Source organism: Paenibacillus sp. FSL M8-0228, assembly GCF_038007385.1.
GTDB lineage: Bacteria > Bacillota > Bacilli > Paenibacillales > Paenibacillaceae > Paenibacillus > Paenibacillus polymyxa_D.
This window is the reverse complement of record NZ_JBBOXA010000001.1, coordinates 4,582,508-4,598,434: the sequence shown is the minus strand read 5'-3', so window position 1 is coordinate 4,598,434 and position 15,927 is coordinate 4,582,508. Positions and strand designations below refer to the sequence as shown.

Sequence of the window (15,927 nt, the reverse complement as noted above, 5' to 3'; positions counted from 1 at the left end):
ACGGCGGAGCACATAAAGGAGGGGCTTATGCATAACGAGTTAGATGATTTGCTGATCCACATTTCGCACTCGCAGCAGCAGATGTCAAGGTTGTTGGATGCGGAACGGCAGGTGGTTGTGCGCATGGCGCAGATCATACATGAACTGCCAGATGAGGAGCCGCGTTTTGACGGAATTCCGGGCATTCTCGACAGCTCGGGACAAGTAAACAAAAGCATTGTGGCCTATCTGAACGGCATTGCCGATCTTCAGGAAGCAATGGCTGAAATGCTCGTTCGTGTCGTGAAGGAAACGGCATACCCGGAAGAGGAGTAACGTAACAACCGAGGGCAGGGAGTGAACACATGAGTAGGGAACAAGCAATGATTCACATGCTGGACGCAGCCTCCAAAATGCAGCGGAATGTGTCTATGATCCTGGAGGCCAAGGCGGTCGAAGCAGAAAAAGTGCGTAATTGGGCGCTGAACCATCTGGCGCCCCACGCCTTTGACACCGATGAAGAACAGCTGGGGCGACCTTTGGAGATTCACGAGCAAATGGTGGAAATGCTGGAGGGATTAACGCGGCTTCAGACTGGTCTTTGCAGCAATCTCAAAGCATTGCTGGATCAGGATGAGCAGCAGGGTGGCGGCATGGAAGGGATGATGGGAGGCATGGGCTCGGGGGATATGAACTAATGAGCATGAGGCGTGAACGTGAGATCAAGCTGGATATAATGGAGTCTATTGCTGCCAGCCAGCACGCCGTTGCCCGGATGCTGACCAGTCTTGCGGACTTGACGCCCCATGCGGATATGTCGGCTACCCGTCTGGAAGAAACCATTCGTATACTCAGCAACTACCAGGGCGAAATCACGCAAATGTTGGCGGGTATTCCATTAAGACGACAGGTATATGGAAAACCGACGAAACCGTGGCTCCATGTGCCTGTTCAGAAAAATGAAACCACCACGAGAAAGCAAAGGAGGAATGAAAATGAGCACAAGGTGGGAACGCGCCACTCGGGAAAAAGCCCGCAAAAGACGTAAAGATGCCCGGCGTTCCAGCATTCGCAGATTAAAACGGAGAAGAAGACGTCTGCTTGCTCTAAGACGCCGTAAAAGAGGACATCATTCTGCACGTAGAAGACATCCTCTTTTGCGGCGGCGAAAAAAACCTCAAGCTAACCCGGTGGCAGTCCCTTCTGCGGAGAATCCACAGCCCGGGACTGTTGCATTGGAGCATGATCCGCAGGCATTTCAGCAGGGGTATGATGCAGCTTACAACGAGGGTTTCAATTCAGGCTTTGCCAAAGGTTATGAAGATGGACACCAGGTCGCTTACCAGGCTCAGTAAACTATGCAGAACATCCATGACAGCTAACCCCCCGAAGCTACACAGCTTCGGGGTTATTTGCGGTTCGGCAGTTGGACGGGCAAACGCCAATTTTGTCCGGGCAGTGGCAGTCGTCCATGATGCGTTTGACCCCTCCGCATATAGTTTAGGAGTGACAGAAGTTTATCCTACAACAGGACAGGGTGAAGGATGTGAACGATCAACAAAGCGGAAATGAACGCGAAGCGTACCGATGCGGCTATCGGGAAGGACGCAGAATGGGCGGTTGCACGGCTGCTCTGTCACAGGTCGTGGCCATACAGCCTGCTGTTCGTCATTTGAAAGTGTTGTATATTCCGCAAGGTTTCGCAGCTATAGACACAGGTGTGCAAGAAGCATTAGGCCAAATATGCAGCTCATGCGCCATCGGTACGCCTGCTACGATGCTAGCTGACGCCGAGGCTCAACGTCCAGACCTCGTGCTGGTCATGAACGGGCTGCATGTTTTTCCGGCGGATCATCTGGAGCAGGTACAGCAAATACGAGCCCTAGGCATTCGGACGGCCATATGGTTTGTAGATGATCCTTACTTTACGGAGGATACGGCGTTGATCTGTCAATCCTACGATGTCGTATTTACGCACGAAATTTCTTGCCTGCCGTTTTATCGCGATCAGGGAGTAACGAGGGTTCACTATTTGCCGCTGGCTGCGTCAGCTCGTATCTTTTATCCTCGGCGGGTAGAGCGGGAGCATCAGCATGATATTTGTTTCATTGGAAATGCCTTCTGGAACCGTGTGAAGCTATTCGACCACCTAGCTCCCTTCTTGGCGGACAAAAGAGTGCTGATCGTAGGTGGGCACTGGGATCGGCTGACCCGGCGGGATGTGCTGGAACGCTTTATCCGTCCGGGCTTTATGGAGCCGGAAGAGACCGCTCAATATTATAACGGCTCCAAAATTGTCATCAATATGCACCGCCCGACAGACCCCGGACTGGATAATCGGAATACACACCAGCTTTCAGCGGAGTCCATCAATCCTCGGACATATGAAATTTCTGCTTGTGGCACGCTTCAAATGACGGATGTTCGGAAGGATTTGAGCCGTTATTACCGACCAGGCTATGACATTGAAACTTTCTCTGGAGCAGATGAATTGAAAGTGAAGCTGGACTACTATCTCAAGCATGATTGGGAACGCGAACGCATGGCCTGGCGCGCATTGTACACGACTATGCAAAAGCATATGTACTCCAATCGCATGGAAGAACTGCTGGACAAGGCGATGGCCTAAAGTAAACACCATAAACAGTGAGGAGTGAAAGTGATGACGATATCTACGACAGGACCGTATGACCCGGCTGTTCACCAGACGGCGGCAGCCTCCTGGGAAAAGGGGAGAACTGCGGGATTGCATGACGGATACGACGAAGGATATCTGCGCGGCCGTGCTAACGCAATTGTTGCGCGGATGAAAGCAGTTTTCCCTTTTCGACAGATCCATGTACTGTATGTCGTCTCAGGCAAAGGCCTTCCGTATTCTCCGCTGGATGAGGCGGTCATTACCACATTGCAGAGCATGACGGCTCAGGTTACCGTAACAGACCCACGTCAGCCGGTAGGAGATATTGCCGCTCAGCTCCGTCCGAATCTGATGCTGGCACTGGATGGAATGGATCTTCCGTTGGAGCAGGTTACTGCGGTACGCCAGTTGGGCATCCCCACCGCCATCTGGCTAACGGACGATCCATATTACACCGACACGACGACCAAAATCGTTACGAATTATGATTATGTGTTCACGTTAGAAATGAACTGCATGGAGCTGTACCGTCAGTTGGGTTGCACGTCTGTGCACTATTTGCCCTTTGGAGCATTTCTGACTCACTATTTCCCCCTCAGCTCGCCCGCTTCGGTACGACGTGAGATTGGGTTTACAGGCTCAGCCTACTGGAACCGCATCTATTTCTTTAATCCGATTATGCCGCAGCTCATGGCTCGTAACATTAAAATCAACGGAATCTGGTGGGATCGTCTCCCAGATTATCAGTCGTATGGCGACAAAATTGAGCTGGGTCGCTGGATGTCTCCGGGCGAGACCAATGATTCGTACAACGGCAGCAAAATCGTAATTAATCTTCATCGTTCCCATCAGGATGATTCGGTGAACAACAACTCACTGAAAATTCCGGGGGCTTCGCCCAATCCGCGTACGTTTGAAATTTCTGCCAGTGGCACGTTGCAACTGACAGATACAAGAGATGATCTGGCTCGTTTTTATAAGCCAGGGGAAGAGATAGAGACCTACAGCTCTCAGCAGGAACTGCTGGAGAAGGTTGAGTTTTATTTGACGCATGAAAAGGAGCGTCGTGAGATTGCTCTGCGTGCTCTGGAACGAACCCTGCGGGAGCACACGTATGGTCACCGGATTGACCAACTGTTGTCGGTCATATTTCCATAAGGTGATTCACACGTCCGGTGGTTGCTATTTTAAAGGAGGTGAACTCCGATCAAGCCGAAAATGATGTTATTCAGCCATGTTAGCAACGTCCGCAGTATTACGGGGGCAGAGAAGCTGCTATTGCAATTTTGTCTAGATATGCGTACGTACTTCGATTGTATTCTCGTAACGCCTGGTGAAGGGCGGCTGACCTCAATGGCCCGCAAGCGCGGAATCACCGTTCTGACACAGAATCTGTTCATGCTGCATGGCATGTATACCCCATATGAGGGATTGGCGCAGGATGCGGAGAATTTGCGGACCCATGTGGCGTATGCACCGTTGTTCCAGATGCTTCGGCATGCTCGACCTGATGTGGTGCTGGTCAATACCTGTGTGAACGTCATGCCTGCAATGGCTGCCCATGAGCTTAATATTCCGGTGATCTGGAAAATTACCGAAGTCATTAACCAGAATGCGCATACGCCAGTTTCTGTTTCTATCATTGAGCGCTATAGCCAATGGGTCATCGGCATTTCTCAAGCTGTAATGCGTCCTTTGCATGGTGGGGGACTGACACGTCCGCATACGGTGTTGTCTCCCTGCCGGGATATGGATATGCCGTCTCCCAGAGAGCATGTGCTGGAACGGAAAAGGAAACGTGAAAAACTGGGGCTGCGGGATTTTCATATTTGCATTGGTTATATTTCTTCCTTTATCTACGAAGCCAAAGGGCTGTTACCTTTTGTCCAAATGGCTCTAAAGCTGTGCGAAACCAATTCGCGGTGTCGTTTCTGGATCATCGGCAGCTCGGTGGACTCGGAATATTACGTAAAATGTGTCTCTTTAATCCGCCAATCTCGTTATAGCCACCGCTTCCAGTTCAATTCATTCGAGGAATCCGTGTCAACGGCCTATAGCGCAATGGATATTGTTGTGATCCCAAGTATGGTGGAAGAAGGCTTTGGTCTGACCGCCCTGGAAGGGCTAGTTTACGGTAAGCCCGTAGTAGCCTTTGCGCAGGGTGGACTTGTGGAATTGATGGAGGCTACCGGAAATACAGATTTTTTGGTAGAGCCGGGCAACAGCGACATGCTGGCGCAAAAAGTGGGCTATCTGCTCGATCATCCCGAGGAAGTGGAACGGATTGGTGTCCGTAACAACAGTGCAGCTACACGTGTATACGGACCTGATTCCTACCGAAGCAGTATGCACCTCATGGTCAGTCAATGGGTATGTCATCATCCGCATTGGTTCCCGTTGATTCAGCAGCCGGGTGGACCTGTATGGACGAGGGAAGGCGAAGGGCTGCGTCAGGTCACCGCTATACCGGAGGGTTATACCAGCACGATTCGAGAATTTCCTGAATCGGTGGTGTGTCAGCTGCCTGTGCTGGGTCTGCCGCCAATCGAATATGCAGCCATTCAGGGCTTGCCACAACCAGCACCCCCTTTACCTGAGTCACCACCCGAATTGCCCCGCGGCAAGCGTAGTATTCGGGCGAGATGGCCAAAGGGCCGCAAGCGTACCAGACTTCGGAATCGCAGGTATAAGAGAAGCGGCGGCAAGAGTCGCCTTAAGAAAATTCACGGGTTCCCGTTGTCGAAGGGACTTTATCCGAAAACCAAGTCCAGACAGAAGCTCAAGCGGAAAATCAAGCACCGGTCACGGCGACACAACGCGCACAAACCGAAGCGAGTCACACTCAAGGCTGGACAGCATACAAAACAACGGTCCGGGTGAACCTACGCCGGACCTTTGAGATGAACGTTAAGCTGGAGCACAGCCAGTCTGCTGGATGGCTATCCTTCATTGAACGCGACAATTCAATGAAACAACGACAGCAAAGGTGGGTTCCAAAACCATGAAAATATTGACCGTGCTCGGCACAAGACCGGAGATTATACGGCTCAGCCTGATCATTCCGAAGCTAGACCGCCATGCAGATGAACATGTGCTTGTGCATACGGGCCAAAATTACACCGAAAGCCTGAGCGGGCAGTTCTTTCGCGAACTGGGACTGCGTGCCCCGGATTATGTACTTCAGGAGAAAGCGGGGACACTGGGCAAACAGTTGTCCGCCATGTACTCGCAGATGGAGGATATTTTAAACAAGGAACGCCCCGATCATGTGCTATTGCTCGGTGATACGAACAGCGCTCTATGTGCCTTACTTGCGGAACGTATGGGTTATCCGGTCGTGCATATGGAGGCGGGGAACCGCTGTTATGATCTGGATGTGCCGGAGGAGAAGAACCGGCGTGTCATTGATGCGATATCTACCATTAATATGCCTTATACGGAGCAAAGCAAGCAGCACCTACTACGCGAAGGCTTCCCAAGCCAACGAATCATACTGACTGGAAATCCGATCTACGAAGTAATGCAGCACTATGAGAAAGAAGTAACTGGTAGTGGGATTTTGAAAAAATTGGGACTGTCGCCGGGAGAATATTTCCTGGTCACTGCCCACAGAGCCGAAAATGTCGACCATCCACCGCATTTGCTGGCTATTTTAGATGGTCTTAACCGGGTAGCCCAGCAGTTCGGGCAGCGGGTCATTTGCAGTATTCATCCCCGGACTGCCGCCCGGATCGCAAGCCATCCGCCGATCCAGCTTGATCCGCTTGTGGAATTTCACGAACCGTTCGGTTTTTTTGACTTCGTTCTGCTGGAGCGGCATGCCCGCTGCGCTTTGACAGACAGTGGTACCGTACAGGAAGAATGCTGTGTCATGGGGGTGCCGACGGTTACGATGCGCCGGACGACTGAACGGCCGGAAACGGTAGATTGCGGCAGCAATATCGTGTCCGGCCTTAATGGCGAGGTTATAGCAAACGCGGTAGCCATAATGACCGGGATGACCCATAAGTGGCAATGTCCCGCAGGCTATCTGGTGGAAGATGTGTCGGATAAGGTAGTTAAATTTCTGCTTGGAGGGAAACGGCATGTTTGAAAACCAACGTATCTTGGTTACCGGCGGTACCGGCTCCTGGGGGCATGAGCTGGTTGCCCAGTTACTGCCGCGTAACCCCAAAGAGGTCATTATCTTTTCACGCGGAGAATCCAGTCAGGTTGCCATGAACAGGCAGTTTGAGGATGAACGACTCAGCTTCTGTATTGGAGATATTCGGGATAAGGATGCGCTGACTACCGCTTGTCAAGGAGTGGACTATGTATTTCATTTGGCAGCGCTCAAGCACGTACCCGTCTGTGAGGATCAGCCCTACGAGGCACTCAAAACCAATGTCGTAGGCACTCAAAACGTAATCGAGGCCGCTGTCGTTAATCAGGTCAAGAAAGTCATTTATATATCGACCGACAAGGCCGCGAATCCGTCCAATTTTTACGGCATGACGAAGGCAATAGGAGAAAAACTGATTGTTTACGCCAATCTGCTGAATAGCGATACACGTTTCGTGACGGTGCGCGGCGGTAATGTTTTGGGCACAAACGGAAGCGTGGTGCATCTGTTCCAAAGCCAGATTCGCCAAAAGGGCAAGGTTTCGATCACAGATATGAACATGACGCGCTTCTTCCTAACCTTGCGTGATGCGATCAGTCTCCTGTTCAAAGCCTCGGTGGAAAGTGTTGGCGGGGAAATTTTTATCATGACCATGCCAACCTGCCGTATTTTGGACTTGGCTGAGGTGCTCATTGAGGATTCAGGTGTGGAAAACGTAGAAATTGTAGAAAAAGGTGTGCGTCCCGGTGAGAAAATTCATGAGATTTTGATGAGCGATTTTGAAAGCCTGACGACGGTAGTCTATGACGAGCAATATTTGGTCATTCTCCCAACGCTGAATATTCCTCAATTAAAGGACCGCTATAATCAGTGCCCTCCCGTGTCATTCAGCAGCTTTAGTTCGGAGTTTAATTTGATGTCGAAAGAGGAGATTCGCAGCATTCTCCAAAGCGGGGGGTTCATCAAATGAAGCTGCTTATTTTGGGTGGTAACGGCATGGCGGGCCATGTTCTGGTGAAGTATTTCCAAAACCAGAGCGGGTATAACGTGTTCTACACCACCCGTGATCCCGAAAATAAAGGTGGTCTGCTGCTGGATGTAAAGGACAGCTTTATGGTGGAGCAGCTGGTACGGAGTGTACGGCCAGACGTTATTATTAACGCGGTAGGTGTACTGAATCAGCATGCCGGGGAGGATCAAATTGCAGCATACCAAATTAATGGGTTGCTGCCACATCTTCTCCGGCGGACAGCGGACAGTATCGGTGCCCGATTGGTTCATATCAGCACGGATTGCGTATTCGAGGGAAATCGGGTACCTGGTTTATATAAGGAGACGGATCAACCCGATGGGACAAGTGCCTATGCTTTGACGAAAATACTCGGAGAAGTAAAGGCCGCAGGGCATCTGACTATCCGTACCTCCATTATCGGGCCGGAAATTCGGCCCAGTGGCATTGGTCTGCTGCACTGGTTCTTGCAGCAGAGCGGAGACGTTAACGGGTATCGCCGGGTCTTTTGGAACGGGGTTACGACGCTGGAATTAGCAAAGGCGATACAGGTGCAGATGAATGAGCCGCTGGACGGACTCATTCATCTGGTTCACCCTGAACCGATCAGCAAGCACGATTTGCTGCTGCTGTTCAAAGATATCTGGAATAGGGAGGATATTCGGATCGTGCCGAAAGATGAGCCGGTGCAGGACCGGACGCTTCGTTCTACCCGGGCCGATCTGCTCTACGATGTTCCTCACTACAGCATCATGCTGAAGGAGCTGCTGGAATGGACGGAAGCACAGCGGAACAACGTCGGCCTGTCATAGTCATTACCGGAGCGGCGGGCTATACCGGGATGCATGCCTGCCGCCATTTTGCAAAGCTCGGCTGGGAGGTAGCGGCGCTGACTCGCACTGCCGCTTCCGTCTCAGAACTGATCTTACTGGCTCGCGATGATGAAAATAACAGCCCAGAGGCGGAGACTCGCAACTGTATTACGCCTTATGTGTGTGACTTGCTCGACAAGAAACGTCTGGGCGAAGTAATTAGACAGATTGCTCCGGATTATGTGCTTCACCTGGGTGGTAAAAATTCCGTCCCTGAATCTTGGGAGAGTCCCCTGCTATACATGGAATCCAATGTACTGTCCACCCTGTATCTGCTCGATGTACTGCGACCTTTCCCCAAAGCCAGAATTGTCGTGGCGGGTTCTCGGCTAAAGACGGCTTTGCAGGCTCCGTATCATCCAACACATCCATACAGCCTTAGCAAAAGCCTTCAAGAGGCAGTCGCGCTCTCGTGGGGCGCGCTGTTCGAACAATCCGTCATGCTGGCAGAGCCTTGCAACTTGATCGGTCCGGGTCCATCTACCGGATTTTGTGCATTACTCGCGGGGTATATCGTTCAGACGGAACGTAGGGAGGGGCAGTCCGCAACTGAAACTGTCCCGTTCCGGGTATCTTCCCGACATGCGCAACGTGATTTTCTCGACGTTCGTGATGCCGTTCGCGCATACGGTGTGCTATTGGAACAGGGTGTGCCAGGCCGAGTGTACTCGGTCTGCACAGGCCGCATTGTGGAACTGGGCAATATCGTGGAACGTATGGTTGCGCTGGCCAAAACATCTATTCCCATACAATGGGGGGATGTGGCAGAGTCAGCATCTACCGAGGCATACCGTGCGAAAGAGCTGGAGGACATGGGCTGGAAGCCGACCATACAGCTGAGGCAATCTCTGGAGGATATGATTCAATACCGCCGAGCCGGAAAGGAAGGAACGATATGAGACCGAAAGTAACGATCGTCATTCCCTTTTATAACTGTGCATATGTGGATCAGGCTTTGCAAAGTGCACTAGAGCAAACTTATGGCCCACTCGAGATTATTGTCGTCGATGACGGCTCCACGGAACATGTTGATATGCTTCAGGCCTATCTTCCTTATATACATTATTTAGGTAAATCCAATGGTGGAACAGCCAGCGCTCTGAATCATGGTATCCGACATGCCAGTGGCGATTATATTGCGTGGCTCAGTTCCGACGATACCTATCATAGGGATAAAATTAACAATCAGGTTTCTTTTATGGTGGAAAACGGTGCGTACATCTCCCATACCAACTTCAATTTCATCAATCAATACAGCCAAGTCACAAGCTACCAGGCAGCCGCCGTGTTTCCGTCTATGACGGAGTTTTACCGTTTTTTTCAACAAGGAAATCCGGTCAATGGATGCACGGTTATGTTTAAAAAGGAGCTGTTTGCACATATCGGTTTGTTTGATGAATTGCTGCCGTACACACATGATCTGGATATGTGGTACCGCGTGATGCTGGCGGGATATCCATTTCCTTTTCTGAACGAGTCCTTGGTTAACTACCGTTGGCATGATGAAATGGGAACCAAAAAATATTGGCCCGCTGTGGAGCGGGAGTACAACATCACCCAAGCACGTTATCGAGATCGCTTCAGTCAGGTATTGAGTGGTTTATCCTCATGAAGCCGAAAGTCTGTCAGGGGGGATTGATATGGTAGATACGGGGATTGTTATGCCACTGTACAAACAGGATATCGGCTATCTGCAAGCTGCAATCTCATCCGTACTAGCCCAGAGCTACAGGGGATTTCGCTTCATCATTGTTATTGACGGAGCGCCGGAAATGGTGGGGCCAGCGCTCTATGCAGCAATGGGAGACCCGCGCGTTCAGTTGGTTACACTCCCTCAGAACCAAGGAGTATCCCACGCCCTAAACCGGGGATTCGATGAGTTGTTTAAAGATCCTGGGATCAAGTATGTGACCTGGGTCTCCAGCGACAATGTTTATAATGCTTCCTTTATTGAACGATTGCGGCAAGAGCTGAAGCAGGGGCCAGACTCACTCGGTCTTGTGTTTTCTACCTTCCGCCAGGTTGACGCATATGGGAACCCGTTGTATGACGAGCAGCATCAACAGGCGTTGATCCGGTACCAAAGTCAGCCACATCACGAATTGCTGAACGCCAGCATTGTTGGGGTTTCATTTATGTACAAAAGCAAATATGCCCTCCAGATTGGCGGCTATCGGCTGCAACCCGTTGAGGATTATGATTACTGGCTGCGGCTGACCGAGACGTGCAATATGAAATTCATCCCGGAGATCCTGATGGATTACCGGGTGAATTCCACATTTAGTGTATCGGCCGGCCTACACAGCCAAAAGGAGCACCGACGCTGGCGGCGCGCATTCCAAATCGCCAAGTATGAGGCGAGAGCACGCCGGGGCATCCCACTTGAAATGACGATTTTAATGCCTGTCACGGATATGGCTCAAGCTGAATCATTGCTGGATAATCTGCTGGAGCAGCACTACAGCAATTGCGTGGTACGGCTGCTGGATTTAACGCCAGAACAGGAAGCTAGCGCTTTCCTGTCGATGATGCTCGACCCTCGGTTAATCGTAACATCACGGCAGCATTATTCGATCCAGGAAGCACTGGTTCAGGCGATTGGTGAAACCACGACTCGCTTTGTTGTATGCTTCGGTGTCAAACCTTATATTGCCGTGACGGATCTACTGTATCTCACGGATTTGTTGCGCCCATTACAGGATACACATGCCTTTTCCTACTATACAGATGACCATTCCACCATCGGCAGCGGACGAGGGGTTCAGTCCGTACCGCCAGAATGGAATTACGTGTATTACACCCACAGATTGCATCAGGCACTGGAACAGGGTGGCTTTTAAATAACAGGGGACAGTGCAGGGATTGTGGTCAGCTCGGACTGGAGAACACGGTGCTCCTGTACAACATTACCAAACTGATCCAGTCCAAAGTTGGAGAGCACGACATTCGCTGGAGCAGCGGAGGCCACGTTGTATTGTACCTCATAGGCAAGAACCCCTTGTATAAAGAAGGTACGGCGGGCAATGGAGTTTGCAGGCAAGTTAACCGATGTCACATACAGTGGTGTCTTGGTATCCGGTACCAGCGAGAAAAAAATTTGGATGGTCACGGTTGCCGCATTTACTGTGTCCTCATTGACCAAGTTCACAACAACATTGGAGCAGGCAGTACCAAAATCTCTAGTGTTCGTCATATAACCGGTTGTAAAAGCCAATCGAATCATCCTCTCAAAAAACAGAATATTGGATAACCCTTGAAGGGATGCTTTTATACTATGAATCTATTGAAAAGAAAGCTTGTATGGTTGTCTCTAGGCTGTGCTGAAAAAAGTACATTTTGATAGAAATACTTCAGGCGTATCTATTTATATAATGAAGGGAATGCTCGCGATGCCTTTGAATTTTCAGGTGACACCCAGCGGCCTGCCCAAATTTGAGCCTAGTGTTGCTGTTAATTTACTGAATCCGAATATTGTTATAGCTGTAGCTGTTGATTTTAGCAGTGGGCCTCCCTTGATTGGACTGTATCGCTCATTGGATGCCGGAGCGAACTGGACGGATACTTTATTGCCGATTCCGCCGGGTTATACAGGAGCCGAGGCAGGAATGGTAGCCTATCTGTTCCCCAATATTTTTATCGTATCCGCGCATGTATTTCCGGGCAATGAAAACGGGGCTGTCGTGATCTACCGTTCTACGGACGATGGAGCCACCTTTGATCCTCCAGTGGTCATTAACCCGGGCTATGGAGATTACATTAATAATGACTGGACTAATATTACGACGGATAATGCGGGGGCAAGTCCCTATCTCGGACACGTCTATGTCACGTATAACCGCCAATATAATGTGGATTTTAATGCTCAATCTGCGGCCTTCTACCAGCGTTCCACCGATGGAGGACTAACTTGGGACCGACCGTTAATGCTCTCCAATATCCAATCCTCAACGGAGCGGCCTGAGCCTGCGGTCGACAAATATGGAAGCGTATATGTCAGTTGGATTCGTACGGGACCGCAAACACCAGCTTTTTTTATCCGACGCTCCTTTGATGGCGGGGCAACCTTCAGCGGGGATATTCTCGTATCCAATATAACGCTTGTGCCCAATCCTTTGCCCGTTCCTGGTTATGACTTTCGGATATTGAATTTCCCCAGCTTGGCCGCGGACTGCTCGGGTGTGCCTTCCACAACAAATACGCTATATGCCGTGTGGCAGGACTTTGGTCAGGGATACAGCAATATTTTGTTGTCCAAATCAAGCGATTTTGGCGGTACCTGGAGTGCTCCGGTCATTGTGACAGACAGCCCGCCCGGCTCGCAAAATTTTTTCCCTGCAATTTCAGTGTCGCCCAAGACGGGACTGGTCGTTGTCGTGTACTATACCAATCGCGTGGACGGCTTTAATCTGGATGTGTTCGCCGCAGAGTCGTCCGATGGAGGTAACACCTTTACGAACAGTCGTCTCACGACGACCTCCTTTAACCCGAATGTCGGTGGAGGCGAATCAGAGCTGATCGGTGATTATATTGATGTCGCCATTGTACCGCCGAACAGCTATATTACCGTCTGGACAGATACGCGCACAGGCAGTTTGACGATATTTGCGGGTGTACCGGGGGGTGGAGCCTGATGCCGAACGTACAGCTTACGCCTAACGGAAGGCTGGCCCAGGAGCCGAGTGTAGCTTTCAACCTGCTCGACGGTACCATTGTGTCTGCGGCTATCGATTTTACGACAGGGCCGCCGTTGACGGCGGTATACCGTTCAGGTAACGGCGGTGCCTCTTTCACACAGCAGATTTTACCGCTACCAGCCGGCTATGTAGGGGCGGAATCCCATAGCGTCAGCTACGGTTTTCCCAACTTGTTTGTCATAGCCTGTCACGTATTTACCGCAGACGGTTTGAGCGGTACCATCGCCACTTATGTGTCGAGAGACAACGGTAATACATTTGATCCGCCTGTGATTGCCCAGCGAGGGTATGGGACATTTGTCAATAATGTTGAGGTCAGCGTGAAATTCGATACTTCTCAGGTCAGCTCCTATACCGGAAATATCTATTTATGTTATACGCATCAGTACAATCCTGACTTTTTCGGCGGATCAGTCATGTTCTTCCAACGTTCGCAGGATGGAGGGATCACATGGGGGACACCCGTGGTGCTCACCGCTGGCTCCAATCAGATTACGCGGGGGGAAATCACTGTGAGCATTACAGGGGTGATTTATGTCGGGTACATTGTCACGAATCCGGTTAACCAATATCAGGTCATTGTGTCCTTCAATGGAGGGACAGCATTTAGTTCCTCGCTACCTGTATCTTCTGTGGTCCCGGTTCCGAGTCCGTTGCCCGTGGCCGGCTTTGGTTTCAATGTGCTGCCGGCAGCTAACATTGCCGTGGATCGCTCTACGAGCCCGAATCAGGGAACACTTTATGCGGTCTGGCAGGATAATCGGGCAGGGTATGCGGATGTGCTGCTTGCCAGGTCGGTGAATGGTGGATTAAGCTGGACTGCGCCGCAATCGGTGACAGGGGCCAGTGCAGGGGCACAGCATTTTTTCCCGGCTATTGATGTTTCGCCTGTGACCGGCGTGATCAAGATCGTATATTATACCAATCAAATAACGACCTCTTTATTAGACGTATTTGTGGCCGAATCAACGGACGGAGGAAGTACATTTACGAACCTCAGAATAACAGACAGCTCCTTTAATCCTAACGGGATTAGTCCGGTTCCAGTCGTTACAATCGGTAATTTTATTGATGTAACGATCGTGCCGAATAATGGGTTTTTTGCGGTCTGGACAGATGCGTTATCGGGTTTCCAGCAAATTTACGGAAGTAATGGGGTGTAGCTCAGCGTACGAGACAGAGGAGGTGAGGCTGTTTTGAAAATTTTGTTGGCTACGTACTGGCCGATTCCTCATTTGGGTGGCGTATGGCCCTTTATGATGCAAATTAAACGGAGACTGGAGCTACTGGGCCACACGGTAGACTTGATGGGAAACGGACCGGATACACCTAAATACCATATTGTTTTTGAAGATAGGGAGCTACTGAAGGATCAACTGCTGCCCCTGCTGGATACGAAGCTGAATGAATCGGCTGTCCCTGTATTACATTTGGATTCATGGGTGCAGACGGTGGAAAAGGATCGATACTGTATGGAGCTGGCAGCGGCGTATTTCGGGGTCGAGCAGTATGATGTGATTCACACGCAAGATGTCATTGCGACGCGTGCGCTAAGTCGGGTCAAACGCAAAGATAGCGCGTTGGTAGCGAATATTCATGGCTCGCTGGCTCGTGAAGTTATGATGGCTTTGGAGCGGGATCATGAGGAGGGTTACCGTGAGACGCTGATGTGGAAGTATTATTGGGCGCTAGAGCACTATGGCGCTCTATCCGCGGATATTACCATTACGTCTACAGAATGGATGAAACAGACGCTTGTGCGTGAGTTCGAAGTGCCTGAGCAGCAGATTGCTACTTTCCAATACGGTTTGGATACCGAGCACTTCTGGGAAGTCCACGCCCGGGGAACGGACATGATACGACCTGAGGGGAAAAAAGTTATCATTTGTCCTTCACGGCTGGTCTATATCAAAGGGCTGCATTATTTAATGAGCGCTCTTGGCCTGCTGAAAGCAAGTCGTACGGATTGGGTTTGCTGGATTGTCGGGGAGGGAGATAAAAGGGAAGAGCTTCAAACACAGGCGAAGGAGCTAGGGCTGGAAGAAGACGTGGTTTTTCTGGGGCATCGTGAAGATGTACCTGCTCTTTTACAACTGGCGGACCTTTTTGTTCATCCAAGCATACAGGACAATCAGCCGTTTTCGGTCATGGAGGCGCAGATTATGGGGCTTCCGGCAGTGGTATCGGATGCGGGTGGACTGCCGGAAATGGTGAAGCATGAACACACCGGACTAGTCTCCCCGGTTGGCGATGTGGAGGCACTGGCAGCTCATTTGCAGCATTTGCTGGCACAGGATGAAGTGCGGATAGTCATGGGAAATCGTGCCAAGGCATGGGGGATCGCGCATTGGTCTCTGGATGTTATGATTGAACGACTCGTGAATATTTATGGGCAAGCGCTGAATCAAGTACGTTGAATACGTTGATTCAATAGTTAGGAGGGAGAGCATGACTTTTCCTGTCGTTGGAGACTTGTACAACCGTATTTTTGAAATCCAGCAGTCACACCCGGATTTGAAGGTTGATTACGCAATATGGAACCGAATTAACACTTCGTTGCCAGAAGATTATACGCTGCCGGACGCTGACATTTTAGAATGTCTGAAGCAATCCGCGCCATGAGAATACAGACC

18 protein-coding genes are annotated in these 15,927 nt (G+C 50.6%); 17 read left to right on the top strand and 1 reads right to left on the bottom strand.

Annotated features, from left to right (window positions below; translation table 11 throughout):
- Nucleotides 1-27 precede the first annotated feature (27 nt).
- The 13 genes from MKY98_RS20765 (at nucleotide 28) to MKY98_RS20705 (ending at nucleotide 11,440) form a co-directional block, all read left to right on the top strand.
- Nucleotides 28-315 (top strand): hypothetical protein, encoded by a 288-nt coding sequence (locus MKY98_RS20765; RefSeq protein ID WP_013311765.1) that lies wholly within the window; start codon nucleotides 28-30, stop codon nucleotides 313-315.
- A 29-nt stretch (nucleotides 316-344) separates the two neighbouring features.
- Nucleotides 345-677 carry a hypothetical protein gene (locus MKY98_RS20760; RefSeq protein ID WP_029518277.1) on the top strand — a complete coding sequence of 111 codons (333 nt, stop codon included), beginning with the start codon at nucleotides 345-347 and terminating at the stop codon, nucleotides 675-677.
- On the top strand, nucleotides 677-1,027 hold the full coding sequence (locus MKY98_RS20755; protein ID WP_039272663.1) for a hypothetical protein: 351 nt from the start codon (nucleotides 677-679) through the stop codon (nucleotides 1,025-1,027). Before MKY98_RS20760 ends, MKY98_RS20755 begins: the two co-directional genes overlap by 1 nt.
- Nucleotides 975-1,334, top strand: a complete 360-nt coding sequence (locus MKY98_RS20750; RefSeq protein WP_069012644.1) for a hypothetical protein — start codon at nucleotides 975-977, stop codon at nucleotides 1,332-1,334. Before MKY98_RS20755 ends, MKY98_RS20750 begins: the two co-directional genes overlap by 53 nt.
- A 182-nt stretch (nucleotides 1,335-1,516) precedes the next feature.
- Complete coding sequence (locus tag MKY98_RS20745) at nucleotides 1,517-2,608, top strand: CgeB family protein (RefSeq protein ID WP_029518280.1); 1,092 nt, start codon at nucleotides 1,517-1,519, stop codon at nucleotides 2,606-2,608.
- Between the two features lie 33 nt (nucleotides 2,609-2,641).
- Nucleotides 2,642-3,775, top strand: a complete 1,134-nt coding sequence (locus MKY98_RS20740; RefSeq protein ID WP_029518281.1) for a CgeB family protein — start codon at nucleotides 2,642-2,644, stop codon at nucleotides 3,773-3,775.
- A gap of 60 nt (nucleotides 3,776-3,835) precedes the next feature.
- The gene (locus MKY98_RS20735) at nucleotides 3,836-5,497 is read left to right on the top strand and encodes a glycosyltransferase (protein WP_069012645.1); all 1,662 of its coding nucleotides are present in this window, start codon (nucleotides 3,836-3,838) and stop codon (nucleotides 5,495-5,497) included.
- A 121-nt stretch (nucleotides 5,498-5,618) separates the two neighbouring features.
- A complete protein-coding gene (gene wecB, locus MKY98_RS20730; RefSeq protein WP_069012646.1) occupies nucleotides 5,619-6,710 on the top strand; it encodes a non-hydrolyzing UDP-N-acetylglucosamine 2-epimerase in 1,092 nt (363 codons plus the stop codon).
- Entirely contained in the window at nucleotides 6,703-7,689 is a 987-nt protein-coding gene (locus MKY98_RS20725; protein WP_029518284.1) for a polysaccharide biosynthesis protein, read from the top strand. The genes wecB and MKY98_RS20725 overlap by 8 nt, the downstream gene beginning before the upstream one ends.
- Nucleotides 7,686-8,540 carry a dTDP-4-dehydrorhamnose reductase family protein gene (locus tag MKY98_RS20720; RefSeq protein ID WP_069012647.1) on the top strand — a complete coding sequence of 285 codons (855 nt, stop codon included), beginning with the start codon at nucleotides 7,686-7,688 and terminating at the stop codon, nucleotides 8,538-8,540. The genes MKY98_RS20725 and MKY98_RS20720 overlap by 4 nt, the downstream gene beginning before the upstream one ends.
- A complete protein-coding gene (locus MKY98_RS20715; RefSeq protein WP_029518286.1) occupies nucleotides 8,501-9,499 on the top strand; it encodes an NAD-dependent epimerase/dehydratase family protein in 999 nt (332 codons plus the stop codon). Before MKY98_RS20720 ends, MKY98_RS20715 begins: the two co-directional genes overlap by 40 nt.
- Entirely contained in the window at nucleotides 9,496-10,212 is a 717-nt protein-coding gene (locus MKY98_RS20710) for a glycosyltransferase (protein WP_029518287.1), read from the top strand. The genes MKY98_RS20715 and MKY98_RS20710 overlap by 4 nt, the downstream gene beginning before the upstream one ends.
- A gap of 28 nt (nucleotides 10,213-10,240) precedes the next feature.
- Nucleotides 10,241-11,440 (top strand): glycosyltransferase, encoded by a 1,200-nt coding sequence (locus tag MKY98_RS20705; RefSeq protein WP_069012648.1) that lies wholly within the window; start codon nucleotides 10,241-10,243, stop codon nucleotides 11,438-11,440.
- Here MKY98_RS20705 and MKY98_RS20700 read toward each other — a convergent pair.
- Nucleotides 11,437-11,823, bottom strand: a complete 387-nt coding sequence (locus MKY98_RS20700) for a hypothetical protein (protein WP_231109445.1) — start codon at nucleotides 11,821-11,823, stop codon at nucleotides 11,437-11,439. The genes MKY98_RS20705 and MKY98_RS20700 overlap by 4 nt on opposite strands.
- Before the next feature lie 166 nt (nucleotides 11,824-11,989).
- Between MKY98_RS20700 and MKY98_RS20695 the strand changes: the two genes are divergently transcribed.
- Genes MKY98_RS20695 through MKY98_RS20680 form a run of 4 tightly spaced genes read left to right on the top strand, consistent with a single transcriptional unit; the run spans nucleotide 11,990 to nucleotide 15,916 of the window.
- Nucleotides 11,990-13,231 carry a sialidase family protein gene (locus MKY98_RS20695; protein WP_069012649.1) on the top strand — a complete coding sequence of 414 codons (1,242 nt, stop codon included), beginning with the start codon at nucleotides 11,990-11,992 and terminating at the stop codon, nucleotides 13,229-13,231.
- Nucleotides 13,231-14,457 carry a sialidase family protein gene (locus tag MKY98_RS20690; RefSeq protein ID WP_069012650.1) on the top strand — a complete coding sequence of 409 codons (1,227 nt, stop codon included), beginning with the start codon at nucleotides 13,231-13,233 and terminating at the stop codon, nucleotides 14,455-14,457. Before MKY98_RS20695 ends, MKY98_RS20690 begins: the two co-directional genes overlap by 1 nt.
- Nucleotides 14,458-14,490: 33 nt before the next feature.
- A complete protein-coding gene (locus MKY98_RS20685) occupies nucleotides 14,491-15,711 on the top strand; it encodes a glycosyltransferase family 4 protein (RefSeq protein ID WP_069012651.1) in 1,221 nt (406 codons plus the stop codon).
- A 31-nt stretch (nucleotides 15,712-15,742) separates the two neighbouring features.
- On the top strand, nucleotides 15,743-15,916 hold the full coding sequence (locus tag MKY98_RS20680) for a hypothetical protein (protein WP_165148594.1): 174 nt from the start codon (nucleotides 15,743-15,745) through the stop codon (nucleotides 15,914-15,916).
- Nucleotides 15,917-15,927: the final 11 nt, after the last annotated feature.

Coding starts and splice junctions, on each gene's coding strand:
- MKY98_RS20765 (WP_013311765.1), top strand. CDS start 28: ATGCATAACGAGTTAGATGATTTGCTGATCCACATTTCGCACTCGCAG.
- MKY98_RS20760 (WP_029518277.1), top strand. CDS start 345: ATGAGTAGGGAACAAGCAATGATTCACATGCTGGACGCAGCCTCCAAA.
- MKY98_RS20755 (WP_039272663.1), top strand. CDS start 677: ATGAGCATGAGGCGTGAACGTGAGATCAAGCTGGATATAATGGAGTCT.
- MKY98_RS20750 (WP_069012644.1), top strand. CDS start 975: ATGAGCACAAGGTGGGAACGCGCCACTCGGGAAAAAGCCCGCAAAAGA.
- MKY98_RS20740 (WP_029518281.1), top strand. CDS start 2,642: ATGACGATATCTACGACAGGACCGTATGACCCGGCTGTTCACCAGACG.
- MKY98_RS20735 (WP_069012645.1), top strand. CDS start 3,836: ATGATGTTATTCAGCCATGTTAGCAACGTCCGCAGTATTACGGGGGCA.
- wecB (WP_069012646.1), top strand. CDS start 5,619: ATGAAAATATTGACCGTGCTCGGCACAAGACCGGAGATTATACGGCTC.
- MKY98_RS20725 (WP_029518284.1), top strand. CDS start 6,703: ATGTTTGAAAACCAACGTATCTTGGTTACCGGCGGTACCGGCTCCTGG.
- MKY98_RS20720 (WP_069012647.1), top strand. CDS start 7,686: ATGAAGCTGCTTATTTTGGGTGGTAACGGCATGGCGGGCCATGTTCTG.
- MKY98_RS20715 (WP_029518286.1), top strand. CDS start 8,501: ATGGACGGAAGCACAGCGGAACAACGTCGGCCTGTCATAGTCATTACC.
- MKY98_RS20710 (WP_029518287.1), top strand. CDS start 9,496: ATGAGACCGAAAGTAACGATCGTCATTCCCTTTTATAACTGTGCATAT.
- MKY98_RS20705 (WP_069012648.1), top strand. CDS start 10,241: ATGGTAGATACGGGGATTGTTATGCCACTGTACAAACAGGATATCGGC.
- MKY98_RS20700 (WP_231109445.1), bottom strand. CDS start 11,823: ATGATTCGATTGGCTTTTACAACCGGTTATATGACGAACACTAGAGAT.
- MKY98_RS20695 (WP_069012649.1), top strand. CDS start 11,990: ATGCCTTTGAATTTTCAGGTGACACCCAGCGGCCTGCCCAAATTTGAG.
- MKY98_RS20690 (WP_069012650.1), top strand. CDS start 13,231: ATGCCGAACGTACAGCTTACGCCTAACGGAAGGCTGGCCCAGGAGCCG.
- MKY98_RS20680 (WP_165148594.1), top strand. CDS start 15,743: ATGACTTTTCCTGTCGTTGGAGACTTGTACAACCGTATTTTTGAAATC.